Origin of the sequence: Bradyrhizobium sp. SZCCT0153 (genome assembly GCF_018129995.1) — a bacterium.
GTDB classification, from domain to species: domain Bacteria; phylum Pseudomonadota; class Alphaproteobacteria; order Rhizobiales; family Xanthobacteraceae; genus Bradyrhizobium; species Bradyrhizobium japonicum_G.
The window spans coordinates 533,319-558,670 of record NZ_JAFCKS010000002.1 but is presented as its reverse complement, the minus strand read 5'-3'; the positions used below and the strand labels follow the sequence as shown (position 1 = coordinate 558,670).

General features: G+C 65.2%; 24 protein-coding genes. 15 read left to right on the top strand and 9 right to left on the bottom strand.

Annotation, left to right across the window (positions count from 1 at the left end):
* Nucleotides 1–162: 162 nt before the first annotated feature.
* Together JQ572_RS10380 and JQ572_RS10375 are read left to right on the top strand one after the other, a co-directional pair.
* Complete coding sequence (locus tag JQ572_RS10380) at nt 163–588, top strand: DUF5330 domain-containing protein (protein WP_211382907.1); 426 nt, start codon at nt 163–165, stop codon at nt 586–588.
* Between the two features lie 69 nt (nt 589–657).
* Nucleotides 658–1,086 carry a SufE family protein gene (locus tag JQ572_RS10375; protein ID WP_211382906.1) on the top strand — a complete coding sequence of 143 codons (429 nt, stop codon included), beginning with the start codon at nt 658–660 and terminating at the stop codon, nt 1,084–1,086.
* A gap of 4 nt (nt 1,087–1,090) precedes the next feature.
* Here JQ572_RS10375 and JQ572_RS10370 read toward each other — a convergent pair whose 3' ends face one another.
* Entirely contained in the window at nt 1,091–1,507 is a 417-nt protein-coding gene (locus JQ572_RS10370) for a Ros/MucR family transcriptional regulator (RefSeq protein ID WP_211382905.1), read from the bottom strand.
* Between the two features lie 149 nt (nt 1,508–1,656).
* On the bottom strand, nt 1,657–2,523 hold the full coding sequence (locus JQ572_RS10365; protein ID WP_211382904.1) for a DUF308 domain-containing protein: 867 nt from the start codon (nt 2,521–2,523) through the stop codon (nt 1,657–1,659).
* A gap of 313 nt (nt 2,524–2,836) precedes the next feature.
* On the opposite strand from JQ572_RS10365, the gene JQ572_RS10360 reads away from it, so the two are divergent.
* Together JQ572_RS10360 and JQ572_RS10355 are read left to right on the top strand one after the other, a co-directional pair.
* Nucleotides 2,837–4,486 (top strand): glycosyltransferase family 39 protein, encoded by a 1,650-nt coding sequence (locus tag JQ572_RS10360; RefSeq protein ID WP_211382903.1) that lies wholly within the window; start codon nt 2,837–2,839, stop codon nt 4,484–4,486.
* Between the two features lie 127 nt (nt 4,487–4,613).
* Nucleotides 4,614–5,393 carry a class II aldolase/adducin family protein gene (locus JQ572_RS10355; protein ID WP_211382902.1) on the top strand — a complete coding sequence of 260 codons (780 nt, stop codon included), beginning with the start codon at nt 4,614–4,616 and terminating at the stop codon, nt 5,391–5,393.
* A 208-nt stretch (nt 5,394–5,601) separates the two neighbouring features.
* Here the strand turns inward: JQ572_RS10355 and JQ572_RS10350 are convergent, their stop codons facing one another.
* The 3 genes from JQ572_RS10350 to JQ572_RS10340 all read right to left on the bottom strand — a co-directional run bounded on the left by JQ572_RS10350 (nt 5,602) and on the right by JQ572_RS10340 (nt 10,146).
* On the bottom strand, nt 5,602–6,996 hold the full coding sequence (locus JQ572_RS10350) for a M20/M25/M40 family metallo-hydrolase (RefSeq protein WP_211382901.1): 1,395 nt from the start codon (nt 6,994–6,996) through the stop codon (nt 5,602–5,604).
* 38 nt (nt 6,997–7,034) lie between these two features.
* Nucleotides 7,035–8,393 carry a glycosyltransferase family 87 protein gene (locus JQ572_RS10345; RefSeq protein WP_211382900.1) on the bottom strand — a complete coding sequence of 453 codons (1,359 nt, stop codon included), beginning with the start codon at nt 8,391–8,393 and terminating at the stop codon, nt 7,035–7,037.
* Between the two features lie 133 nt (nt 8,394–8,526).
* Nucleotides 8,527–10,146 (bottom strand): helicase HerA-like domain-containing protein, encoded by a 1,620-nt coding sequence (locus JQ572_RS10340; protein ID WP_211382899.1) that lies wholly within the window; start codon nt 10,144–10,146, stop codon nt 8,527–8,529.
* Between the two features lie 348 nt (nt 10,147–10,494).
* On the opposite strand from JQ572_RS10340, the gene JQ572_RS10335 reads away from it, so the two are divergent.
* From JQ572_RS10335 to JQ572_RS10285, 11 genes are all read left to right on the top strand, one after another.
* The gene (locus JQ572_RS10335; protein WP_211382898.1) at nt 10,495–10,860 is read left to right on the top strand and encodes a DUF2267 domain-containing protein; all 366 of its coding nucleotides are present in this window, start codon (nt 10,495–10,497) and stop codon (nt 10,858–10,860) included.
* A 26-nt stretch (nt 10,861–10,886) separates the two neighbouring features.
* Entirely contained in the window at nt 10,887–11,294 is a 408-nt protein-coding gene (locus JQ572_RS10330; RefSeq protein WP_211382897.1) for a DUF4332 domain-containing protein, read from the top strand.
* A gap of 231 nt (nt 11,295–11,525) precedes the next feature.
* Nucleotides 11,526–12,386, top strand: a complete 861-nt coding sequence (gene folP / locus JQ572_RS10325; protein ID WP_211382896.1) for a dihydropteroate synthase — start codon at nt 11,526–11,528, stop codon at nt 12,384–12,386.
* The gene (folB, locus tag JQ572_RS10320; RefSeq protein WP_211382895.1) at nt 12,383–12,751 is read left to right on the top strand and encodes a dihydroneopterin aldolase; all 369 of its coding nucleotides are present in this window, start codon (nt 12,383–12,385) and stop codon (nt 12,749–12,751) included. Before folP ends, folB begins: the two co-directional genes overlap by 4 nt.
* Nucleotide 12,752: 1 nt before the next feature.
* Nucleotides 12,753–13,244, top strand: a complete 492-nt coding sequence (gene folK, locus JQ572_RS10315) for a 2-amino-4-hydroxy-6-hydroxymethyldihydropteridine diphosphokinase (RefSeq protein WP_211382894.1) — start codon at nt 12,753–12,755, stop codon at nt 13,242–13,244.
* 81 nt (nt 13,245–13,325) lie between these two features.
* Nucleotides 13,326–15,197, top strand: coding sequence for a methylmalonyl-CoA mutase family protein (locus JQ572_RS10310; RefSeq protein ID WP_211382893.1), 1,872 nt, complete (start codon nt 13,326–13,328; stop codon nt 15,195–15,197).
* The gene (locus tag JQ572_RS10305; RefSeq protein ID WP_211382892.1) at nt 15,194–15,658 is read left to right on the top strand and encodes a GFA family protein; all 465 of its coding nucleotides are present in this window, start codon (nt 15,194–15,196) and stop codon (nt 15,656–15,658) included. Before JQ572_RS10310 ends, JQ572_RS10305 begins: the two co-directional genes overlap by 4 nt.
* A 23-nt stretch (nt 15,659–15,681) precedes the next feature.
* The gene (scpA, locus tag JQ572_RS10300; RefSeq protein WP_211383534.1) at nt 15,682–17,838 is read left to right on the top strand and encodes a methylmalonyl-CoA mutase; all 2,157 of its coding nucleotides are present in this window, start codon (nt 15,682–15,684) and stop codon (nt 17,836–17,838) included.
* Between the two features lie 76 nt (nt 17,839–17,914).
* On the top strand, nt 17,915–18,904 hold the full coding sequence (gene meaB / locus JQ572_RS10295; RefSeq protein WP_211382891.1) for a methylmalonyl Co-A mutase-associated GTPase MeaB: 990 nt from the start codon (nt 17,915–17,917) through the stop codon (nt 18,902–18,904).
* Complete coding sequence (locus JQ572_RS10290) at nt 18,901–19,554, top strand: pyroglutamyl-peptidase I (protein ID WP_211382890.1); 654 nt, start codon at nt 18,901–18,903, stop codon at nt 19,552–19,554. The genes meaB and JQ572_RS10290 overlap by 4 nt, the downstream gene beginning before the upstream one ends.
* A gap of 93 nt (nt 19,555–19,647) precedes the next feature.
* Nucleotides 19,648–21,018, top strand: coding sequence for a TIGR03808 family TAT-translocated repetitive protein (locus JQ572_RS10285; RefSeq protein WP_211382889.1), 1,371 nt, complete (start codon nt 19,648–19,650; stop codon nt 21,016–21,018).
* Between the two features lie 25 nt (nt 21,019–21,043).
* Here the strand turns inward: JQ572_RS10285 and JQ572_RS10280 are convergent, their stop codons facing one another.
* From JQ572_RS10280 to JQ572_RS10265, 4 genes are all read right to left on the bottom strand, one after another.
* Entirely contained in the window at nt 21,044–21,631 is a 588-nt protein-coding gene (locus JQ572_RS10280) for a TIGR03809 family protein (protein ID WP_433996199.1), read from the bottom strand.
* Between the two features lie 509 nt (nt 21,632–22,140).
* Complete coding sequence (locus tag JQ572_RS10275) at nt 22,141–23,829, bottom strand: S8 family serine peptidase (RefSeq protein WP_211382887.1); 1,689 nt, start codon at nt 23,827–23,829, stop codon at nt 22,141–22,143.
* 15 nt (nt 23,830–23,844) lie between these two features.
* The gene (locus tag JQ572_RS10270; RefSeq protein ID WP_211382886.1) at nt 23,845–24,537 is read right to left on the bottom strand and encodes a hypothetical protein; all 693 of its coding nucleotides are present in this window, start codon (nt 24,535–24,537) and stop codon (nt 23,845–23,847) included.
* A complete protein-coding gene (locus tag JQ572_RS10265; RefSeq protein ID WP_211382885.1) occupies nt 24,534–25,103 on the bottom strand; it encodes a sigma-70 family RNA polymerase sigma factor in 570 nt (189 codons plus the stop codon). The genes JQ572_RS10270 and JQ572_RS10265 overlap by 4 nt, the downstream gene beginning before the upstream one ends.
* Between the last annotated feature and the right edge of the window lie 249 nt (nt 25,104–25,352).

The window sequence follows — 25,352 nt, the reverse complement described above, 5'->3', positions numbered from 1 at the left end:
ACAGGGCGTCAATCGAAAATTCACGAGAACGGGACTTGGAAAGATTTTTGCGTAAATTTTCCGCGAATTAAGCGGAAGGCAATCAGTTGGGATTTATCGAGAGTTGCTAGGTCCGACATCCGCGGAGATCGCCGCGGGGGATCTAACATACAGGTCGATAAGATGCGCTTTCTGCTTCGCATCACATTCTGGCTCGGGCTGGTGCTGGTGCTCCTGCCGCGGGACAAGACGCCCGAATCGGACAAGCTGCCGCAGATCGGCGCTGCCGACGCGGTGCAGGCTGCGACCGCGGCCGTCTCCGACATGACCCAGTTCTGCAAGCGCCAGCCCGCGGCCTGCGAGGTCGGCGGACAGGCCGCGACCATCATCGGCCAGCGCGCGCAGGACGGCGCGAAGAAAATCTACCAGATCATCAACGACAAGAAAGAGCAGCTCGAGAAGACCGACAAGAAGGCGCCCGACCACACCGGCTCGATCGCGCTGGCCGGCGAAGGCGACCTTGCTGCAGGCGAGGCGCCGCACGACACCCTGTCCCAGGACGATCTCGCGCTGGAATGGCGCGGCCCGGCGCCTGCAGAGGCGAATTAGCGCCCAAACCCTATCGATTTCGGCGCCTTGCGTCCCTATATTGGCCTGAACGGGAACACACGGGCCAGCATGACGACGATCGATGAAATCAGGGATAATTTCGAGATTCTGGACGAGTGGGACGACCGCTACCGGTACGTCATCGAGCTTGGCCGCGCGCTGGAACCGATGCCCGAGGCCGAGCATTCGGCCAAGAACAAGGTGAATGGCTGCGTCAGCCAGGTCTGGCTCGCCAAGCATGTCGACCGCAGCAATGGTGCGCCGATCCTGAAGTATCTCGGCGACAGCGACGCGCATATCGTGCGCGGGCTGGTCGCGATCGTGCTCGCGCTCTATTCGGGCCGCACGCCGCAGGAGATTCTCGCGACGGACGCCCTTGCCGTGTTCGACGAATTCGGCTTCCGCGATCACCTGACGCCGCAGCGGTCCAACGGACTGCGCTCGATGGTCGAGCGCATCAAGACCGACGCAAAAGAGGCGCTCGCGGACGCATCGTGAGAAGTTACTTCCGCTTCCGCTGCTGCTGCCCCAGTCCCATCTGCTTCGCAAGCTGCGAGCGCGCCACTGCATAGTTCGGCGCGACCATGGGATAGTCGGCCGGCAGGCCCCATTTCTCGCGGTATTGCTCCGGTGTCATGTTGTACTGGGTGCGCAGATGGCGCTTCAGCGACTTGAAGCGCTTGCCGTCTTCCAGACAGACCAGATAATCGGGCGCGATCGACTTCTTCAACGAGACCGCCGGCTTTGCCGGCTCGAGCGTCGCCGTCTCGGTGCGGCCTGACGAAACCCGCACCAGGGCGCCATGCACCTGGCTGATCAGGTTCGGTATCTCGCCGGACGGCGTCGGATTGTTGCTGAGATAGGCCGACACGATGCTCGCCGTCAGCTCGATGAAATTCTTAGCCCCGGCATCCGACATGGGCCCGACCTTTCCCTAACCTTGCATTCTCATGGATTGACGACGCCGAAGTATTCCGTGTCAACAATACGTTGGGCCAAAATACGACGACTGACGAGAATGAGCTGATTACTGAGGAAACGCCGACGCTTTACTTGTGCGCCGCAGTCTCAGGACCGCTGGTCGAGATGGGCGCGCAGCTCGTCGATCGATGCGAAGCGCATCATGCCCTCCGGCATCTGCGCTTCGATCGAGCCGTCGGAATACAGCGAATAAGCCATGCCATCGACAATGCCGGATTTGAGCACGGTCACGGGCGCCTGCTCGGCCGCTGGTGCCGGGTCGGGCGGCGGCGGCGGCGGCGGGGCAGCTTCCACGAAGGTCGACGGCGAACGCGGCGGCGGGCGACGCCCGGCGGCCGGCGGTTCCGGTGCGCGCGTCCGGTCCGGCTTCGGCCAGGCGTCGTCAAAGCTCGCAGGCGGAACATCCGGTACGCCAGGCGCCGCTGACGGCTCTGCATGCGGCGGCGAGGCCTCGCCGGCCTTCGCCTCCGCACGCTCGCGCTCCTTGCGGGAGGTCGAGGCGAACAGCAAGTTGCGCCGGCGCGGTGGTTCAGGAGTTTCGGGCAGCGCTGGAACCTCCGATTCCGGCGGCGGCTCGACGCGCGGACGCTCGCGCGCGGACGCTTCGTTCTGCCACGGTGGCGGGCCTCCGGCCGGCGGTGGCGGCGCCGGCTCGATCCTGGCTGCGCTCCCCGCTTCGGGCGCGGGCGCTCCAGGCATCCCGAGACCGGGCAGCACGGGCCTCACTCGAACCTCGGACGCTGCGGCTGATCCAGCGAGCCGGCGGGCGATGCCCTTCAGTTCCGCGACCACGACATAGAGGCCGGCCAGTAACATCCCGGAGCAGACCCCGATGGTGCCGGAGATTATGAGAGTGCTGCCGAGACTGAATTCCCTGACGGTAAAGCCAAACAGGATCGCAAGGAGGCCCGCCAAAATGGCGAAAATCCCAGCGATCAACAGAGCCACGGTCATCGAACTCACCCCCGGCCGCGCATCCACACGCGACACCCGTCACGCCACGATACCGTCATACGGCGTTCCACGCCAACGGCGAATTCGGGCCTGCGTTCCTAATGAGAAGGAAATCAGGGACTTATTCACATTCCCTTCAGCTACGGCCCGCTACGTCTAGGCTCGCTCTCAAGTTTCTGGTTTTGCTGCGTCGCATCAGGAATTTAGCTATAATGCCCAATTACTTGGTAATGGAACTGCGCTATAGGGATTTCGGGGAGCAGGCCCGCGCGCGCCAGCAGGGCCAACAGGGGATTCCGGGTCACCAATAGCCATGACATCCATCACGACTTCGGCGATCGATACGCCCCTGCGGCGGTCGGTTGAACGGACTTGCGACGATCTTGCCATGCTGGTGCTGGCCGCGGTCGCCGTCATTGCAGGCTTGACCTTCCGCGACTACGGGCTCGGCTGGGACGACTACACCCACGCTGAATATGCCGACCTGCTGCTGCGCATGTTCGGTTCCGGCTTCAGGGACACCGCGGCGCTCTCCTTCGCCAATCTTTATATGTACGGCGGCGGCTTCGACATGGTCGCAGCCCTCCTGCACAAGGTGATTCCGCTCGAGCTGTTCGAGACGCGCCGTCTGCTCGGCGCGGTCGTCGGCGTGATCGGGCTTGCGGTGACGTGGCGGCTCGGCCGCCGTGTCGGCGGCCCGCTTGCGGGTCTTGCCTCGCTCCTGCTGCTCGCGCTCTGCCCGATCTTCTACGGCCACATGTTCATGAATCCGAAGGATGCGCCCTTCGCGGTGGCCATGATCATCCTGATGCTGGGCCTCGTCCGCCTCGCCGAGGAATATCCGCAGCCTTCGCCGCGCACGATCCTGATCGTCGGCTTCGGCTCGGGCCTGTCGCTCGGCTGCCGCATCCTCGGCGGGCTCGCGCTGGTCTACGCCATGGTCGGCTTCCTCCCGCTGTTCCTGGAGGAACTGCGTACCGAAGGCGTTCGCGAGGCGGCCCGCCGCTTCGCCCATGTCGTCTACGTGCTGCTGCCCGGCCTCGTGTTCGGCTACCTCGTGATGGGCCTGATCTGGCCGTGGTCGATCATGGAGCCGGGCAATCCGTTCGAGGCGCTGACCTACTTCTCGCACTTCTTCGAGAAGCCCTGGAAGGAGATGTTCGACGGCGCGATCGTGTCCGTGCCCGACATGCCCTGGTCCTATCTGCCGACGCTGTTCGCGCTCCAGCTGCCCGAGGTGATGCTGGTGCTGATGGCCGGCGCCGCGGTCAGCACTTTCGCCATGCTGCCGCGCCGCGAGGTTGCAGCGCGCCGCAAGACCATCCTGCTGATGCTGACGCTGGCGGCGACGCTGCCGCTCGCCATCGCGATGGTGAAGCGGCCGGCGCTCTACAACGGCATCCGCCATTTCGTGTTCGTGATCCCGCCGATGGCAGTGCTCGGCGGCGTCGCCTTCGGCTGGGTCATGGAGCGGCTGCGCGTCAACCACCGCACCTGGCAGCCGGTCGTGCTCGCGACCTTCTGCTTCGGCCTCGCGCTGTCGCTCGCCGAGATGATCCGGCTGCACCCCTATCAATACACCCACTTCAACCACATCGCCGGCACCGTGCGCGGCGCCGACGAGCGCTTCATGCTGGACTATTGGGGCCTGGCGCTGAAGCAGGCTTCGGACGAGCTGCGCGAGCAGATCGTCGAGCGGCAGGAAGTGCCGCCGGGCAATCGCAAGTGGAAGGTCGCGGTGTGCGGTCCGCAGCGCCCCGCGCAAGTCGCACTCGGGCCCGACTTCACCATCGGTTGGGATTCCAACGCGGCCGATTTCGCGATGACGCTCGGCGAGTTCTACTGCAAGGGCCTCACCGCACCGGTCATGGTCGAGATCAAGCGCGACGACGTGGTGTTCGCGCGCGTCTACGACATCCGCGGCCGCAGCATTTCCAGCCTGCTCTCGATCCCGGCACCGTAATATTCTTCCCCGGACCCGCTGGCTCCATGCGGGCTACGCTGGACTGCCGCGCTTTCGGCGCCTTGCCGCCGCCCCCAACCGCGACTACGCTGCCGCCCCGCAACAACGATGTTCGGAGAGACCAGCCATGTCGCCAGCGGAAGCGCGCCTGAAGGAAGTGCCGTCGAACATGACGGAGGCCGAGTGGCAGCAACGGGTCAATCTCGCCGCCTGCTACCGCCTCGTCGCGCTCTATGGCTGGGACGATCTGGTCGATACCCACATTTCCGCGCGCGTCCCCGGCCCCGATCATCACTTCCTCATCAACCCCTACGGGCTGATGTTCGACGAGATCACGGCCTCCAGCCTCGTCAAGGTCGATCTGCACGGCAACCAGCTCTCCGAGAGCGAGTACAGCATCAATCCGGCCGGCTTCACCATCCATTCGGCGATCCACGAGGTGCGCGAGGACGCAATCTGCGTGCTGCATCTCCACACCCTCGACGGCACCGCGGTGTCGAGCAGCGCCGAAGGGCTGCTGCCGCTGAACCAGACGGCCCAGCTCGTCACCCACGACCTCGCCTATCACGACTATGAAGGCATCGCGCTCGACCATGACGAGCGGCCGCGGCTGCAGAAGGATCTCGGCGACCACAACCACATGCTGCTGCGCAATCACGGCACGCTGACGGTCGGCCGCTCGGTCGCCTCCGCCTTCGAGCGCATGTACCACCTCGAGCGCGCCTGCTCGATGCAGGTGCGCACGCGCGCGCTGGGCACGCCGGTCTATCCGGTGGACGATGTCGCGATCGACAAGAACACCGAGCTGCTCGCCAACCGCGACCGTGCCGAGCTGCGCGCGACGAACCTCGTGTGGCCGCCGCTGCTGCGCAAGCTCGACCGCGAACTGCCGGGCTATCGGTCTTGAGATTTTCGGGATTCGGTGTAGGGTAGCTGCCAACGAACCTCTACGCCTTTTGGAATGAAACGCCGCCCAATTCCGGGTGGCGTTTTTATTTTGGGGCGGCCTCCTCGGCTCGTCATGCGCGGGCTCGACCCCCGCATCCATCGCAAAATGATCTTGCCTGATGGATTGCCGGGTCAAGCCCGGCAATGACGGCGTTGATGCCGTAGCCCTACTTCACCTCCGCCAGCGCAGCCAGGATGCGGGCCCAGGAGCGGATGCCTTTCTGGAAGCTGCGGAGGTCGTACTTCTCGTTGGGCGAGTGGATGTTGTCGTCATCCAATCCGAAGCCGACCAGCAGCGAGTCGAGCCCAAGCGTACGCTTGAAGTCGGCGACGATCGGGATCGAGGCGCCCGAGCCCATCAGCACGGTCTCCTTGCCCCATTCCTCCGTCAGCGCCTTGCTGGCGGCTGCGAGCGGCTTCATGTTCCAGTCGAGCGCGACCGCCGGCGCGGCGGAATGGTCGCCGAACTCGACCTTGCAGTCGCCCGGAAGCCGCACCGTCACGTAGTCGCGGAAGCCCTTGCGGATCCTCTGGGGGTCCTGCCCCTCGACCAGGCGGAACGAGACCTTTGCCGAGGCATGCGACGGGATCACCGTCTTGGAGCCCTCGCCGATATAGCCGCCCCAGATGCCGTTGACGTCGCAGGTCGGGCGCGAGGAGGCCTGCTCGATCAGCAGCCGTCCCTTCTCGCCGGCCGGGATCGACAGGCCGATCGGCTTGAGGAACATCTCGGGCGTCAGGTTGAGCTTCTTCCACTGCTCCAGGATGTCGGGCGGCAGATCCTTCACCCCGTCGTAGAAGCCGGGGATGGTGATGCGGTTGTCGTCGTCGAACAGGCCGCCGAGGATTTTGGTCAGCACCCGGATCGGGTTCATCGCGCTGCCACCGAACACGCCGGAATGCAGATCGCGATTGGCAGCCGTGATCTTCAGCTCCTCGTAGAGCAGACCGCGCAGCGAGGTCGTGATCGCCGGCGTGTTGCGGTCCCACATGCCGGTGTCGCAGACCAGCACATAGTCGGCCTTGAACTCGTCCTTGTTGGCCTCGATGAAGGGCACGAAATTCTTCGAGCCGACCTCCTCCTCGCCTTCGATCAGGAAGGTGACGTCGATCGGCAGCGAGCCAGTCACCTTCTTCCACGCGCGGCAGGCCTCGACGAAGGTCATCACCTGGCCCTTGTCGTCCTCGGCGCCGCGCGCAACGATGATCTTGCGGCCGTCGGCGTGGTCGGTGACCACGGGCTCGAACGGCGGACGGTGCCAGAGATCGAGCGGATCGACCGGCTGCACGTCGTAATGGCCGTAGAAGATCACATGCGGCCGCCCGCCCGCCCTGGTCATGCCGACGATGGCGGGATGGCCGGCCGTGGGCCTCACTTCCGTGGCGACACCGAGGCTGGCGATGTCCTTGGCAAGATGTTCGGCCGCCGCCTTGCAATCGGCGGCGAAGGCCGGATCCGCGGAGATCGACTTGATCCGCAACAGCGAGAACAGCCGCTCCAGGCTGTTATCAAAATCCTTGTCGATGTGGTCGAGCACGGATTGAAGCTGCGCATTGGCCATGGTCGATTCCCTACGTTCGGGTCCCAAAAATCGGGAGCTCAGGATGTCTTTTCAAGAAGTCTTGGCTCTTCAAGAAGTCTGGCTTTTACCGCTACCGCAGGCTCGGAGCCAGCCGCAACCGGGGGATGGCGGATGTGCCATGCGAGGCAACCTGCGAGGATGGCCGTGGCGGCGAGGTTATTGCCCCAGGCCTGGGTGACGTTGGGAAACCACGGCAGCGACAGCAGCATGAGGGCGCCGGCCGCGCCCAAAGCGAGCCAGGTTCCAAGCCGCACGTTCGCCCGCTCGTCGAAAGCGGCACGATGCATCAGCACCGTCATCGGGAAGAACAGCCACATGAAGTAGTATTGCCGCGCCAGGGGCGATGCCACCGTCATCAGGCAGAACAGGATGCCCAGCTCCTCGGCGTCGGAACGCGCCGTTCGCCGTGCTTGCCGGGGCATGACCGCGACGAAGCCGAGCCCGAGCAGCGCCGACAGCGCCAGCACGATCCAGTTCGCCGTCCTGTAGTCGACGTCGATGACATTCATCGTGCGCGGCGGCTTGTTGGGATCCTCCTGATTGTAGTTGATCGGCCGGACCAGGCGATGCGTGACCGCAATGAGGGACTGGTTCACCCACGACCAGTTCTGCTCGTCGCGCTGGCCAAAACCCTTTTCCGAGCTCGAGCCGACCATGGCGTTATACCAGGTCTCGAGCTCGGCGGCGTTGCGCTCGAAGCCACGGATCGGCGCCGGCACGACATAGAGAAGGATGCCGGTGAAGGCGACCGTAGCGGCGACGGCGGCCCACTTCCGACGCCAGACCAGGTAGGGCAGAACCGCAATCGGAAACACCTTAATGGCGGTCGCGAGCGCGAACATGAAACCCGCGAGCCAGGAGCGCTGATGCTGCAAGCTCCAGAAGCCGTAGAGCATCATCGCCAGCAGCACGAGGTTCGGCTGGCCAAGATCGAACATGTCGAACACGAAGGTCACGGTGACGATGGCGGGCAGCGCCTCCAGCCAGGGGGCCGGCCTGCGGCCCGAAGCGGTCATGGCATTTGAGAGCATCCCGGTGTACCACCACGCCACGATATTGAGGATCGACAGCACGCTGTAGAGCGCGATCTTGCCGAACCAGCTCGGGATCGCCAGCAGGATCGCCGGCAGCGGTGGATAGATGAATTCGAAATACGCACCGATGTCGCCGGGATAAAGCGGCCCGCCCTGCAACACCTGCTGCCCGGCCCAGTACCACAGCCCGTAATCCTTGGTCTTGCCGTGGCCGAATATCTCGGGACCGAGGACATCGGCGGTCAGGACGAAGCAGCAGAGCAGGAAGAGCAGGTCGAGCGGCGCACGCAGCGACAGGGTTCTGAATGCGAGGGGTTCGGCGAAAGATTCGGTTGAGGTCACGGTGCGGTCCAGTCAGGGACCATAGCACCTAGCAGACCGACGGACGCTTGGAGAGTCCTGTTCACCCTAATTTGTACCGGTCGCGCACGAGGGCCGGGTTTGCGGACAGATTGCCTCGAACGGGGCTTTCTGCCTATCGACGCAGCAAGCCGCCGAGCGCGCCACGGACCAGGGTGCGGCCGATCGAGCCACCAATCTGGCCGGCGACCGACTTGCCGAGATTGGCGGCCATCCCCCCGATCACCTGGTTCGTCACCGATCGCGTCACGTCGCGCGCGATGACCTGGCCCGTCGACAGGCGACCGCGCTTGACGTTGGTGCCGAAGATGGTGCCGACCATCGAGCCGATCTGGCCGAGGATGCCGCCACCACCAGCCGGACCGCCATCGGCAATCGCAGCCGTCCCGGCAATGCGCTTCTGGATCATCTCATAGGCGGACTCTTCATCAACGGTGGTGTCGTATTTGCCCTTCACCGGGCTCGCATCCATGATCGCCTTGCGCTCTTCCGGCGTGATCGGTCCGATCCGGGCCGATGGCGGTCGGATCATCACCCGCTCGACCATCGCCGGCGTGCCGTTGCCTTCGAGGAAGGACACCAGTGCTTCGCCCTTGCCGAGCTCCATGATCACCTTGGTGGTATCGAGCTTCGGGTTGGGCCTGAAGGTCTGTGCTGCGGCGGCGACCGCCTTCTGGTCGCGCGGGGTGAAGGCGCGCAGCGCGTGCTGCACCCGGTTGCCGAGTTGCCCGAGCACGCGGTCGGGGACGTCGATCGGGTTTTGCGTAACGAAATAGACGCCGACGCCCTTGGAACGGATCAAGCGGACCACCTGCTCGATCTTGTCCATCAGCGCCTTCGGCGCGTCGTTGAACAGCAGATGCGCCTCGTCGAAAAAGAACACGAGCTTCGGCTTGGGCAGGTCGCCGGCCTCGGGCAGCTCCTCGAACAGCTCCGACAGCATCCAGAGCAGGAATGTCGCGTAGAGCCGTGGGCTCTGCAGCAGCTTGTCGGCGACGAGGATGTTGACCATGCCGCGGCCGTCGCGATCGGTCTTCATGAAGTCCTTCAGCGTCAGCGCAGGCTCGCCGAAGAATTTGGTGCCGCCCTGGTTCTCCAGCACCAGGAGCTGGCGCTGGATGGTGCCGACGGTGGCCTTGGTGACATTGCCAAAGCCCTGGGCCGCCTTCCGGATGTCGGCAAGCGGATCATCGGCCGCGTCCGGCCCCTTCTTGCCGCTGTCGGGCACGATGGCATCGAGCAGCGCGCGCAGATCCTTCATGTCGACCAGGACAAGGCCGTTGTCGTCGGCGACGCGGAAGGCGACGTTGAGCACGCCCTCCTGCACGTCGTTCAGATCGAGCATGCGCGCGAGCAGAAGCGGTCCCATTTCCGTGACGGTCGCCCGTACCGGATGGCCCTGCTCGCCGAACACGTCCCAGAACACCGTCGAGAACTGGTCGGGCTCGAACGTCAGTCCCATCCCGGTAGCGCGCTTGACGATGAAATCCGTGGGCACGCCGACCTCGGAGATGCCGGAGAGGTCGCCCTTGATGTCGGCAGCGAAGACCGGAACACCGGCGCGCGCAAATCCTTCCGCCATGACTTGCAGCGACACCGTCTTGCCGGTTCCGGTTGCACCTGTGACGAGGCCGTGGCGATTGGCGAGCGCCAGCGTCAGCCATGCCTGCTCGTCTCCCTTGCCGACGAAGATCTTGTCGTCGGTGTCGCCGAGCTTGCTGTCCTGTGCGGTCATTATTCTCTCTGATCTGTCTGACGCGTTTCGCTGATCGAAACTCAAATGCACCAGTTCCGTAGTTTAACGCATGTCGCGCGCCGATTGAAACCATTCAACGCGGCCTCGGCATGCGACATTGCCGGAAACCAATGAGCGACATCAGCCGAAAGTAGGAATGACGCATTCGCACCGCGGCATTTTTTTGCCGATTCGATCTCCGCTCTTGCATCGCTGCAACACTTCTCGCGCGTTCGAGAACGAATCGGAACGTTGGTGGCGTTCATCGCTTGTATTTCACATCACACCGGCTCAAGATCATTTTGAAAGCAATACTCCGGCATGTGAACCGGCTGAGGGGCAGGCCATATGGACGAGCTGATCGGGCGGCTGGCGACAAACGCCAGCATAGATAGTGCTGTCGCTGAAAAGACCGTCGGCATTATCCTGGGCTTCCTCCGCAACGAGGGTCCTTCCGACATCGTCAAGGCTCTGATCGATCATATCCCCGGTGCGGAGGGCGCAATCGAGGCGTCCGGCAGCGGCGGCGGGCTGTCGCGGCTGATGGGCGGCGGCCTGATGGCGGTCGGGACACGCCTGATGGGCCTGGGCCTTGGTATGTCCGAGATTCAGAACGTCGCCCGTGAACTTTTTCGCTTCGGCCGAGACAAAATCGGAGCGGATCAGATGGGCAAGATCATCGCGGGGACCCCGGGCCTCAGCCAGTTCGCCTGAAGCCTGCGCATTTCATATCGAGCATCATGACATATCCGATCTCCGAGATTGAGGGCCTGTCGACCTTTGCCGCCAACAAGTTGAAGGCGCAAGGTATCCGCACCACCGACGCGCTGCTCGAGGCGGCCTCGACCGTGAAGGGCCGCAAAGCGCTCTCCGCCAAGACCGGCATCAGCGAGCAGTTGCTGCTGGAATGGGCCAACGTCTCCGACTACATGCGTATCCCCGGCATGGGCAGGGCCAAGGTCGGCCTGGTCCGCGCCGCCGGCGTTACCACCGTGCGCGAGCTCGCCTATCGAAATCCGGCGAGGCTCGCCCAGAGCATGCGGGATGCCAACGAGAAGAAAAAGCTCCTCCGCATCCTGCCTTCAGAGAAGTCGGTCGGCGACATCATCGCCAAGGCAAAGAAGCTGCCGCCGAAGATTTCGTATTAGCCTGCTTTCCATCCGCGCCATTCTCTCCCCGTCATCCTGAGCTACTCGTCGTGGGACGCAACGCGTCTGACGACGAACCTCGAAGGATGCACGGCCACGCTGCGAGAGCCGGGCGGTCGCCCTTCGAGGGCCGCTGAAGAAGCGGCCACTCCAGTATGACGGTGAAACAGCAGCGCGCGTTGCCGCCAATCCCGTCTTGACTCCCCCTCCCCGGCAGCTAAAGCGAGCCGCATGAATGCCTCGCCCTCCCCATCCGTCCCGGCGGCCGGTTCAGTCGGGCATGATTTGCTGCGGACGCTGCTGGAGCGGCCGATCCCGGCAGTGATGGGTGTGCTCAACGTCACCCCTGATTCCTTCTCCGACGGCGGCGAATTCGTCGCACCAGAGCAGGCGCTCTCGCGGGCGCGCGCGATGATCGAGGCCGGGGTCGACATCATCGATATCGGCGCCGAGTCCACCCGGCCCTACACGGGTGCCAAGGCCGTCACGGTTGCCGACGAGCTTGCCCGGCTGAAGCCGGTGCTGTCAGGCGTCGTGGCGCTCGGCGTTCCCGTGTCGATCGACAGCATGAAGGCCGAAGTCGTGGCCTTTGCGCTCGACCAGGGTGCCGTGATCGCCAACGACGTCTGGGGCCTGCAACGCGACGCCGCCATGGCGCCGCTGGTGGCCGCGAGGGGCGTCCCCGTCATCGTCATGCACAACCGCGACAGCGTCGATCCCGCCATCGACATCATCGCGGACATGAAGGCGTTCTTTCAGCGCTCGCTGGAGATCGCGGCACAAGCCGGCATCGCCCGTGACAAGATCGTGCTCGACCCCGGCATCGGCTTCGGCAAGACGGCCGAGCAGAGCATGATTGCGCTGGCGCGGCTGCGCGAACTCGAAATGTTCGGCCTGCCGGTCCTGGTCGGCGCCTCGCGCAAGCGTTTCATCGCCTCGGCCTCGCCGTCGGAGCCGAAAGAGCGGCTCGCCGGCTCGATCGCCGCGCATCTGATCGCCGCCCGGCGCGGCGCAAAGATCATCCGGACCCATGACGTCGCCGAGACCCTGCAGGCCCTGCGGGTCGCAAACGCAATCGAGAGCAAGCAATGACCGATACGATCTTCGTGACCGGCCTGTCGATCCATGCCCGCCACGGCGTGATGGATCACGAAACCGAAGTCGGACAGCGTTTCGTCATCGACCTCGAACTCCATACCGACCTGTCGGAGCCTTCGCGCTCCGACCGCCTCGCCGACACGGTGTCCTACGCCGAAGTCGTGGCGACCACGACCGCGGCGTTCAAGAACACCAATTACAAGCTTTTGGAGCGCGCCGCCGGCGCGGTCGCGGATGCCATCCTGTCGCACTTCCCGCGTATCCGAGCCGTGAAGATCACCGTGCACAAGCCGCATGCGCCGATCGCGGCGATCTTCGACGACGTCGGCATCATGCTGACGCGCTCGCGGCACCCCTGACATGGCGAGCGTCCTCATTGCGCTCGGCGGCAATGTCGGCGACGTCCGCGCGACGTTCGGGAAGGCGATCGCCCATGTCTGCGGCATGGCGCAGGCCGCGCTGATCGCGCGCTCATCGGACTATGCGACCCCGCCCTGGGGCGACGAGGACCAGGCTCCCTTCATCAACGCCTGCATCGAAATCGACACCGGCCTCGATCCGCACGCACTGCTGTTCGTGATGCAGAAGGTCGAGCAGAAATTCGGCCGCACGCGGGACAAGGAGCGGCGCTGGGGCCCGCGCACGCTCGATCTGGACATGATCGCCTATGACGATGTCAGCCTGCACAAGCCCGACCTGACCCTGCCGCATCCGCGCCTGTTCGAGCGCGCCTTCGTGCTGGTGCCGCTGGCCGAGATTGCACCCGACCGCGTGATCGCAGGCATTCGCGTGCGTGACGGGCTCGCCAGCGTCTCGACGCAAGGCATTGAGCGGCTTCCGGATACCGGTTAACCAAAAACAACCGTTTGCAGGGACGGCCGGCCGTGGCAATTTCGCCTGCGAATAACAAGATTTTCGGGAGCCCCTCGCCGCATGACCTCCGTGACTGACGAACTGCCTCTGGCGGCGGATTTTCCCAGGGCGACCGTCGAAGACTGGCGCAAGCTGGTCGATGGCGTGCTGAAGGGCGCGCCGTTCGAGAAGCTGGTCGGCAAGACCTATGACGGCCTCAGGATCGATCCGCTCTATCCGCGCGCCAAGGGCGTTGCGCCCGTGGTGGGACGGCCGCCGACCGCGCCCTGGCAGATCATGCAGCGGATCGACCATCCCGATGCGATGCTGGCGAATACGCAGGCGCTGACCGATCTCGAGAACGGCGCAACCGGGCTCGCGCTGGTGTTCGCCGGAGGCAACGGCGCTTACGGTTTCGGCCTGGAACCTTCGGCCGATGCGGTCGCAAAGGTCTTGAAGGACATTCATCTCGACGCCGGCATCGGCATCGAGCTCCAGATCGGTCCGCAATCGCGGATGGCGGCGATCCATGTCGCGGAATATGTGAAGAGCAATGGCATCGATCCTGCCGCCTGCGACATCCGCTTCGGGCTCGATCCGCTCGCCGCCGGCGCGGCGTGGGGCCACAGCCCCTATACCTGGGACGAGATCGTTCCTGCCGTCACCGGCGGCATCAAGGGCCTCGCCGCGCTCGGCTTCAAGGGGCCGTTCGCGTCTGCCGACGGTCGCGTGCTCCACGATGCCGGCGGCTCCGAGGTACAGGAGCTTGCCTTCGTGCTCGCCTGCGGCGTCGCTTATTTGCGCGCGATCGAAGGCGCCGGCGTTCCGCTGGAAGCCGCGCAGGGGATGGTTTATGCGCGTCTCTCTGCCGATGCCGACCAGTTCCTGACCATGGCAAAATTCCGCGCGCTACGGCTGTTGTGGGCACGCATCGAAACGTCGTGCGGATTGACACCGAAGCCGCTGTTCATTGCCGCCGATACGGCCTGGCGCATGCTGACGCAGCGCGACCCTTACGTGAACATGCTGCGCGCGACCATTGCGACGTTCGCAGCGGGGCTCGCCGGTGCCAACGCGATCACCGTGCTGCCGCATACGCTGGCGCTCGGGCTGCCGGATCCATTCGCGCGTCGCGTGGCGCGCAACACGCAAGCCCTGCTGCTGGAAGAAAGCAACCTTGCCAGGGTCAGCGATCCCGCGGCCGGCGCAGGCGGCATCGAGACGCTGACCGCGCAGCTGTGCGAGGCGGCCTGGGCGCTGTTCCAGGACAGCGAGAAAGCCGGCGGCGCCTTCGCCGCGCTTCAGCAGGGCGTGTTCCAGAGCAGGGTCGCGGCCGCGCGAAAAGCGCGTGACGCCAACATTGCAAAGCGCCGCGACGTGTTGACCGGTGCCAGCGAGTTTCCGAACCTGCATGAGCGCGAGACCACGGTGCTGAAGGCGACGCCGGTTGCGCTCGCCCCCTACGGCGAGCAGAAATACAAGTTCGATGCGCTGCCGCCGATCCGGCTTGCGGAACCGTTCGAGGCGCTGCGCGACAAATCCGATGCCGCGCTGAAGGCGCGCGGGGCGCGACCAAAAGTGTTTTTGGCCAATCTCGGTACGCCCGCCGACTTCACGGCGCGCGCGACCTTTGCCAAGAGCTTGTTCGAATCCGGTGGGATCGAGGCCGTTGACAGCGAGGGCTTTGCCGATCCGGCCGAGCTGGCTAATGCCTTCAAGGCCTCCGGCGCCGAGCTCGCCTGCCTTTGTTCCAGCGACAAGGTCTATGCGGAACACGCCGAAGCCGCGGCGAAGGCCCTGCAAACCGCAGGCGGGCGACATATTTATCTGGCAGGCCGCCCGACTGATGCCGAGGCGGCGCTCCGTGCGGCCGGCGTCACGGGCTTCGTTTTCGCCGGCGGCGATGCGCTTGCCACGTTGCAAGACGCTTATCGACGTATGGAGCAGGCATGACCGAAGCGGGCAAACCAGTCTTCACCGGCGGCTGCCAATGCGGCGCAGTGCGCTTCGCGGTCACGGCCACGCCGAACCGGGTCTCGATCTGCCACTGCCGGATGTGCCAGAAGGCGAGCGGCGCGCCGTTCGCCTCCTTCGCCGACATCAACAAGACGGACTTTGTCTGGACCAAGGGAAAGCCGTCGTTCTTCCGCTCCTCCACGATTGCGGACCGCGGCTATTGCGCCGCCTGCGGCACGCCTCTCAGCTTCGGCCGTATCGACGGCGATCGGATCGAGATCATGACCGGCGCCTTCGACCGACCCGACCAGCTGGTGCCGACACGGCAATATGGAACGGAATCCCGCCTCGGCTGGGTGGTGGGAATCTCCAATCTGCCGAGCCAGACCACGCAGCAGAATTACGGGCCGGAGAAGATGGCGACCATCGTCAGCCATCAGCATCCGGATCATGATTGAGCGTCTATGATATGGTCGAAACCATGAGCCGCATTCCCAATTTCGCCGACGTCGCCTTCGAGCGCATCGCCACCGCCGCGCCGTCAGGCAGCGCCGAACCGTGGCTGACACCCGAGGGCATCCTGGTGAAATCAGCCTATGGCGAGGCCGATCTGGCCGGGCTCGATTTCCTCGACACCTATCCGGGCATCGCGCCCTATCTGCGCGGCCCCTACCCGACCATGTATGTCAACCAGCCCTGGACCGTGCGGCAATATGCCGGCTTCTCCACGGCGGAGGATTCCAACGCTTTCTACCGCCGCAATTTGGCTGCCGGACAGAAGGGTCTTTCAGTCGCCTTCGATCTCGCCACCCATCGCGGCTATGACAGCGATCATCCGCGCGTCGGCGGCGACGTCGGCATGGCCGGTGTTGCCATCGATTCCATCTACGACATGCGCACGCTGTTCGCGGGGATTCCGCTCGACCAGATGAGCGTGTCCATGACCATGAACGGCGCGGTGCTGCCGATCCTCGCGCTCTACGTCGCTGCCGCAGGCGAACAGGGCGTGGCGCCGGAAAAGCTCTCGGGCACCATTCAGAACGACATTCTGAAAGAGTTCATGGTGCGCAATACCTACATCTATCCGCCCGCGCCCTCGATGCGGATCATCTCGGACATCTTCGCCTACACTTCGCAGAAGATGCCGAAATACAATTCGATCTCGATCTCCGGCTATCATATGCAGGAGGCCGGCGCGACACAGGATCTCGAGCTCGCCTATACGCTGGCCGACGGTGTCGAATATCTTCGCGCCGGTCTTGCGGCCGGCCTCGACGTCGACCGCTTCGCGCCGCGGCTGTCGTTCTTCTGGGCGATCGGCATGAACTTCTTCATGGAGGTCGCCAAGCTGCGCGCCGCGCGCCTGCTCTGGGCCAAGCTGCTGAAGCCGTTCAACCCGAAAGACCCGCGCTCGCTGTCGCTGCGCACGCACAGCCAGACTTCAGGCTGGTCGCTGACCGCGCAGGACGTGTTCAACAACGTGATGCGCACGACCGTGGAGGCGATGGCGGCGACGCAAGGCCATACCCAGTCGCTGCACACCAATGCGCTCGACGAAGCGCTCGCGCTGCCGACCGATTTCTCGGCGCGCATCGCCCGCAACACCCAGCTCTTCCTGCAGCAGGAGAGCGGTACCACCCGCATCATCGATCCCTGGGGCGGCTCGTATTATGTCGAGCGGCTGACGCGCGATCTCGCCGCGAAGGCCTGGAGCCATATCCAGGAGGTCGAGGAGCTCGGCGGCATGGCCAAGGCCATCGAAGCCGGCGTGCCCAAGCTGCGCATCGAGGAGGCCTCCGCCAAGACCCAGGCCCGGATCGATGCCGGCAAGCAGGCGGTGATCGGCGTCAACAAGTACAAGCCGACGGATGAGGCTCCCATCGACATCCTCAAGGTCGACAACACCAATGTTCGCCGGCTCCAGATCGACAAGCTGACGCGGCTGAAGTCCGAGCGCAGCCAGAAGGACGTCGATGCCGCGCTCGCCGCGCTGACGCGCTCGGCCGGCGAAGGCAACGGCAATCTGCTCGCGCTGGCCATCGACGCTGCGCGCGCGAAGGCGACCGTCGGCGAGATTTCGGACGCGATGGAGAAGGTGTTCGGCCGGCACCGTGCCGAGATCAAGTCCATCACCGGCGTCTACAAGCGGGAGGCGTCCACCATGGGCAACCAGGTCGAGAAGGTTCAGGCGCAGATCGATACCTTCGAGGAGGCGGAAGGCCGCCGGCCGCGCATCCTGGTGGCCAAGATCGGCCAGGACGGCCACGACCGCGGCCAGAAGGTGATTGCGTCCGCGTTTGCCGATATCGGGTTCGACGTCGACATCGGGCCGCTGTTTGCCACGGCGGACGAAGCCGCGCGACAGGCCGTCGAGAACGACGTCCACATCCTCGGCGTCTCCTCGCTGGCCGCCGCCCACCTCACCGCCGTGCCGGAGCTGAAGGCCGCGCTGAAAAAGCAGGGCCGCGACGACATCATGATCATCGTCGGCGGCGTGGTGCCGCCGCAGGATTACGACGCGCTCTACGCCGCCGGGGCGGAGGCGATCTTCCCGCCAGGCACGGTCATCGCGGACGCGGCCGAGGAGCTGATCCGCAAGCTGAACGCCCGGCTCGGGCATAGCGAGGCGGCGGAGTAGAGCCACCCTCATCCCGAACACTCGGCCCACGACGAGCGGCCCTCGCCTGCTCCGCCGGGGCGTTGTAAAGCAGGGCATGGTTGAGAAGAAAGCTTCGCTGGACATCAAATCCCTCGCCCGCGACCTCCGCTCCGGCAGTCGCGCGGCCCTTGCCCGGGCGATCACGCTGGTGGAGAGCCGGCGCGGCGACCACCAGGCGCTGGCGCGGGAGCTGGTGCAGATGCTGCTGCCCGACACCGGCAAGGCGGTCCGCGTCGGCATCACCGGCTCGCCCGGTGTCGGCAAGTCCACTACCATCGATGTACTCGGCACTCACCTGATCGAGCACGGCCACAAGGTCGCGGTGCTCGCGGTCGACCCATCCTCGGCGCGCAGCGGCGGCTCGATCCTCGGCGACAAGACGCGGATGGCGCGGCTATCCGCCTCCGACAACGCCTTCATCCGCCCCTCGCCGTCGTCGGGCACGCTCGGCGGCGTCGCTGCGAAGACGCGCGAGGCGATGCTGCTCTGCGAAGCCGCCGGCTTCGACGTCGTGCTGGTCGAGACCGTCGGCATCGGCCAGTCCGAGACGGCGGTCTGCGATATGACCGATTTCTTCCTCGCCTTGATGCTGCCAGGCGGCGGCGATGAGCTGCAGGGCATCAAGAAGGGCCTGGTCGAGCTCGCCGACATGATCGCTATCAACAAGGCCGACGGCGACAATCTCAAGCGCGCCAACATCACCGCCGCCGACTATCGCGGCGCGCTGCATATCCTCAGCCCCCGCTCCGAACACTGGCATCCGCCTGTCGTCACCTATTCGGCACTGGCCGGCACCGGCATCGCCGAGCTTTGGCAGAAGGTCCTGGATCACCGCAAGGCGATGAACGCGTCCGGCGAATTCGCCGCACGGCGACGCGAGCAGCAAGTGAAGTGGATGTGGTCGATGCTGGAGCAGCGCATGCTGGCGCGGCTGCGCAGCGAGGCATCGGTGCGGACGAAGGTCAGGAAGATCGAGACTGAAGTGGCCGATGGCCATCTCACGCCGGCGATTGCCGCCGAGCAGATTCTGGAGTTGCTGCAATGAGCGAAAAGCTCCGCATTCTCCTCACCGGCTTCGGGCCGTTTCCCGGCGCGCCGTACAATCCAACCCAGCCGCTGGTGGCGCGACTGACGCAGCTGCGCCGTCCGGCGCTCGACGATGTCGCGATCGCGAGCCACATCTTCCCGGTGACCTATGGCGCCGTCGACCGGCAATTGCCCGAGGTGCTCGCGAAACAGAAGCCGGATGCGCTGCTGATGTTCGGCCTCGCCGCGCGCACGTCTTACCTGCGCATCGAGACCCGCGCGCGCAACGCCGTTACCATGCTCTGGCCCGATGCCGCCAACACCCGATCGAGCAAGCGCGGCATCGCCGGCCGTGCGGACGCGATGACGTTCGGCCCGCACACGGCAAGGCTGCTGCGCGCGGCGCGCCTCACCGGCATCGACGCCCGCGCCTCGCGCGATGCCGGCGCCTATCTCTGCAACTATCTGAGCTGGCGTGCGATCGAGCAGGTGAAGGCAGGCGGACCGCAGCTCGCGGCGTTCATCCATATTCCCCTGCTTGCGCGAAGCGGCGCGGTGCGGCGCAAGGGCGCACCTCGGATCACGCTGGACGAGCTGGTGGATGCCGGCGAGGCAATGCTGATGGAGATGGTGCAATTGGCACGGAAGGGGCGTGCTTCACTGGGGTAAACATTTAACCCTACCGCGAACAATCCCCACGTCCTCTGCCGCCCTGCGCTACCTAACCGCTGCGGACCCCCCGCGTCCGCCGGAGGACGCATCATGGACCTCAATCGCCGTCATCTCATCGGAGCTTCCACCGCAGGCATCGCCGGCGCGCTGGCCATGCCTGCCGACGCTGCGCGCGCGGCGCCGCTGACGTCCCTGCTCGGCCGCGACGCGACCCAATATGGTGTGCGACCCGGCAGCAGCGAGGACCAGACCCGCGCACTCCAGCGCGCGATCGACGAGGCCGCGCGTGCGCAGATGCCACTGGCGCTCCCGCCCGGAATCTACCGTGCTGGGCTGCTACGGCTTCCGAATGGCGCGCAGCTGATTGGCGTGCGCGGTGCCACAAAACTCGTCTTCACGGGCGGCGCCTCCGCGATCCAGAGCGACGGTTCGGACTCGATTGGCCTCACCGGCATCACCTTCGACGGCGGCGGCATTCCGCTGCCGACGCGACGCGGCCTGATCCAGGTGCTCGGTGGGCGCGACGTCCGCATCACCGATTGCGAGATCACCGGCTCCGGCGGCAGCGGTATCTGGCTCGAGCAGGTCTCGGGCGACATCTCCGGCAACGTTTTCACCAACATCGCCGTGACGGCGGTGGTCTCGTTCGACGCGCGGGGCCTCTGCGTCTCGCGCAACACCATCACCGGCACCAACGACAACGGCATCGAGATCCTGCGCACCGCGATCGGTGATGACGGAACGCTGGTCATTGACAACCGCATCGAGGACATCAAGGCCGGTCCCGGCGGCTCCGGCCAGTATGGCAACGCCATCAACGCCTTCCGGGCCGGCAACGTGATCGTGCGCGGCAACCGCATCAGGAACTGCGATTACTCGGCGGTGCGCGGCAATTCGGCCTCCAACATCCACATCACCGGCAACAGCGTCAGCGACGTGCGCGAGGTCGCGCTGTATTCCGAATTTTCGTTCGAAGCCGCCGTGATCGCGAACAATACGGTGGACGGCGCCGCCGTCGGCGTCTCCGTCTGCAATTTCAACGAGGGCGGCCGCATCGCCGTGGTCCAGGGCAACATCATCCGCAATTTGATCCCGAAGCGGCCGATCGGCACCGCGCCCGACGACGATGCCGGCGTCGGCATCTACATCGAGGCGGATTCGTCGGTGACCGGCAACGTGATCGAGAACGCGCCGTCCTACGGCATCGTCGCCGGCTGGGGCAAGTATCTGCGCGACGTCGCCATCACCGGCAACGTGATCCGCAAGGCGCTAGCCGGTGTCGGCGTCTCCGTGGTGCCGGGCGCCGGCACCGCGCTCGTCAACAACAACATGATCTCGGAAACCCCGCGCGGCGCCGTGGTCGGGCTCGATCATGCGCGCGCCGTGACATCTGATCTGTCGGCGGACGGCGCGCAGAGGTTCGCGCAGGTGGTGGTCGGCGGGAATGCGGTGCGGCGATAGGTGCCGCCTCTCGCCCGCCGAACCCTTAGAACGCGTTCCTCAGCAGCGGGTATTTCGCCTCCAGGCCGTCGAGGCTGAGGGTGAATTCGACGACGCGTTCGGGGGCTGCGACGATTTCGGCTGCCGGCGGCGAGAACTGCGGCAGAAGCGTTGCCATCGCCGCAGGCACGGTGGGCGGCGCCGTCACAATTGGTGCGGTGACGGGTGCCATTGCAACGGGCGCGGCACGCGGCGCGATCGGGGCTTCGGTGATTTCAGCGAGCACGTTCGGAGTGCGATCGAGCGCGACCGGCACGGCGGTCTCGGGGGCGATGTGCACGGCCTTCGGCTGCATGACCTGCGCCTCTTGCTCGCGCGGAGACATGCGGGGCATCGTCGCGGGCGACCAGCCGAATGCGGGCGACACGCTCGCAGCCGCCGCGGCGACGTCCGAACCGGTGGCAAGCGCGCGCCAGGTCTGGACGGCGCGCTTGGCTTCCTGGATGTTTTCAAGGAATGCGATCTCGGAGTGATAGCGGCGCCAGCGTCCGGTCTCGAACATCTCGGAAAGATGCTCGAGCCTCTGCTCGGCAAGAGCGCACCAGCGCGCCGCAATGTCGCGGCCGTCGGCCACGTCGCGAACAGCCCCTTGGCGATGTGTCATAAGTCAGCCCGTCAGGAGAAAATACGGACGCGACGCAACGCAGACGAATCAATTTAGACGCGACATGAATATTTTGTGGAAAAGTTTTGACTTGTCCAGCAACGACACGGCCTTCGTCACAAAACACCGTAGTCGTGCGGAGATTTCAGGCATTTGCGAGTCAAGCTTCACACAAGCATGACTCACTTGCGGCGCACCCGAGCGACGGCTGCGATCAGCACAGCCGCAATCTCTCAACCGGAAGCTGATCGCGCGCAGAGATTCAAGAAATCAGACCCCCAAAAGAAAAGACCCGTCCGGGGGGACAACCGGACGGGTCGAGCCATATGGGCGCTTGGGGTGGATGGGCGCTCGCGCCTGATATGACTTATGGGGAGGGATGACCGCTCCCACATAATTTGGTCGTGGCAGCAGGCTGAACGTTCAATGTGGAGGTTGATTTTTCGACCGTCGCGCGGCGCGCAATCTTGTCGCAGCCGCTATCGCGCCGCCGGCCTATCCGCCTGAGAAATCGCGGATTTATCGCCTGCGCTCGACAGCGAGGGTTGTTCGATTGCGCGCATACCAGGCTCGTCGCGACGCTTCTCGATATCTTCACGTTTAGTTGTACCGGATGCGGCGGCAACGGGCGTCGCGCTATCGGCCGGAACGGCCATGACCGCGGCAAACGCATCGGCCTCGCCGTCGCCGAAGAGATCGTCACGCCCGGGCGAGCCGAGGTCGCGCGCGGTCTTCGCCAGCGTGATGCGCAGCGCTTCCGGCTTCAAGGCGTAGTTGCGCTCGAGCAGCAGCGCCGCGACGCCGGAGACATAGGCGGCGGAGAACGAGGTGCCCGACGTCATCTGGTATTTGCCGTCGGGCGCCGGCAGGAAAATGTCGACGCCAGGCGCCGCGACCGCGATGTAGTTGCCCCGGTTGGAGGCGGTGAACAGCCTGTCCTGCTGGTCGGTCGCGCTGACCGCGATCACGTTGGGATTGGCGGCGGGATAAAGCGGCGGCGACTTCGCGCCGGCATTGCCGGCGGCGGCGATCAGCACCAGGCCGCGCGCAGCGGTCGCCGCGATAGCCCGCTCGATCACCGCGTCCTTCGGACCGGCAAAGCTCATATTGACGATCTGCGCGCCATGCTCGGCGGCATAGTTCAGCGAGCGCAGGATGATGTAGGATGAGCTCTGGGCCCCGGAGTTGGTGCCGCCGAAGGCGCGGATGGCGATGATGCGCGCCTCGGGCGCGCTGCCCATCAGCTTGGCATGGGCCACGATGGCGCCGGCGATGCCGGTGCCGTGAACGTGCGGGCCCTCGGTGCTGCCGAGCGCATCGAAATTGTCGGCGATGGAATGCGCAAGCTCGGGGTGATTGGCGTCGATTCCGGAGTCGATCACGGCAACCGTCACATTTGCGCCGTGCGCCAGCGCATGCGCCTGTGGCAGGCGTAGCTTGGCCAGCGCATATTGCGCGGGATCTCCCTCGGTCGGCACCGACGATTTCTGGTCCTGCAGCACGTAGCGGAAGTTCGGCTGGACCGACCGCACGCCGCCCTCGGCAGCGAATTCGCGCCGCACCGTCTCGGCGGGCCGGCCGTCGGTGATGCGGAACAGTCCGAACGTGGCCCCGATCAGCGGGAAATTCTCGGAGAAGACGCGCGTCAAACCGTGGCGTCGCGCAAGCTCGTCGGCCTCGGTCACCGACAGCGCGCCGTCGATCTCGGCGACGAATTCGCCTGCGAAGGTGCGCGGGTTCACGGCGACCGGCGTGGTGTTGCCCCTCCCCTTGCCGGCGCTCTTCTTGCCGGATTTGCCAGTGCCATCACCACCGGCATTCGGCTGGCCAAGGCACTCGCCGTCGCCGTCGCGATAAGGCGCGGAGCAGGACGGATAGAGGTTCGGCGAATAGCGCGCATAGGGCAGCACCGGTGCCCCCATTCGGCCTATGCTGGTGGTATGCGGGATCGCGGGGATAGCCCGCGGTCCAGGGGCGACAGCGACGGCCCGCGCGGCGATACTGGGAGAGATGGTCGGCGTGCGCGTGGGGACGCTGATCGTGGGCGTGCGCATGATCGCCTGCGCCTGCGCGACCTCGACGCCGAGACAGGCGGCGAGCAGCAGCGCGGCTCCAACCGAGGACGCGAAGGCCCCGGCGCGCAGTTGGCTTTCGGACTTGCGCATCATCGGTGCAGCGACGCCTTACGGCGCCGCGACGGCCAGATTGACGAACTTCTCGCGCGACATTTTTCCGAGCAGCGAGGCAAGCTCGTCCTGACCCATCGCCTTGTCGAACTGGAGACGGAACATGCCACCCTTGGCATCCCCGATAATCGACGCCTGGTAGCTGTCGAGCAGCGCTGTGATGTCGGCGACACGCGCCTCGGGCGTGAAGCGCACCAACGCCCGCGCCGGCGCGGCTGCCCCGAGCTCGCGCGTGAGCGGCGCGCTGGTCGAGAGCGAGGCGGTCTGGAAGGTCGCGGGCTGGGTCTTCATCAGAACGGCACCGATGATGCCGGCCTGCACCAGCAGCGCGATGGCACCGAGGCTCGCCGACCAGGCCAGCGTGCGCGGCGACAGGCTCGAGAAGAAGGTCGCAATGCGCGCCGAGAGCGGCAGCGAACCGACCGGTCGCGCCGGCTCCGCGTCGATCGCGGCGAACAGCTTCTGCATCGCGCGCGCCGAAGGGGCGCCCAGGCTCTCGTTCAGATGGATGGTCTCTTCGTACTCGCCGCGGATCGCGGCATATTGCCTGGCGAGCGCCGGATCATTCGCCAGCGCTTCCTCGACACGGCGCGCGTCACGCGCGTTCAGCGTGCCGGCGGCATGCCAGGGCAGCAGCAGTTCGATCTCACTGGGCTCTTGCTCCAGCATCTTCTTGCTCAACGCCATCATGGCCAGCCTCGCTCAATGCCGGCTGCCTTCAGCAGTTCGGCCAATTTCTTGCGCGCATAGAACAAGCGCGTCTTCACAGTGTTCTCCGGAATGCCAACGATTTCGGCCACCTCTTCCACGGACTTCTCGTGGTAGTAGACGAGATCGACGATTTCCCGATGGTCAGGCGAGAGGCCCGTCAGACACTCCCGCAACGCTTCACTGGTATCCTTCTTCTGCACCACCGTTTCCGGATCGTCGGACGTATCCTCGATCGCGTTCGCGGCTTCGTCGTCCAACCCAACGTCCTTCCTGCGCCGAAGCGCAGACAGGGCCTTGAATCGGGTGATTGCCAGCAGCCAGGTGGAAACGGCGGACCGGCCCTCGAACTTGCCGGCTTGACGCCAGACGTCGAGAAACACGTCGCTGATGAGGTCTTCCGCCGCCTGCTCGTCCCGCACGAGCCGGAGGCCGAACCGATACACCCTGACATGGTGCCGCCCGTACAGCACCTGCATGGCGAGCCGGTCGCCTTGAGCGATCCTGGCGATCAGGACCTCGTCCGAAGCCGCCTGGGTCACGCTCAAAGGCCGTCTCGCAAGGTTGGTCGGGTCGATGCGGCAGACGGTTCGACGGGAGAAGGTAAATTCTTCAATCTACCGCAGTCATACGGGGGCCTGTGTGATCTACCCCACATACGGGATTTTTCCTTTTGCCACCCCCGGCGGCCGGTCGCCTCGCTCAAGAACGGTAACATAGTAATGGAGCACTTTCCTGCGCAATGCCGTCCAGCGCAGACGGCCCGACGAGCATGGAACCATAGCAGCCCTGCACGA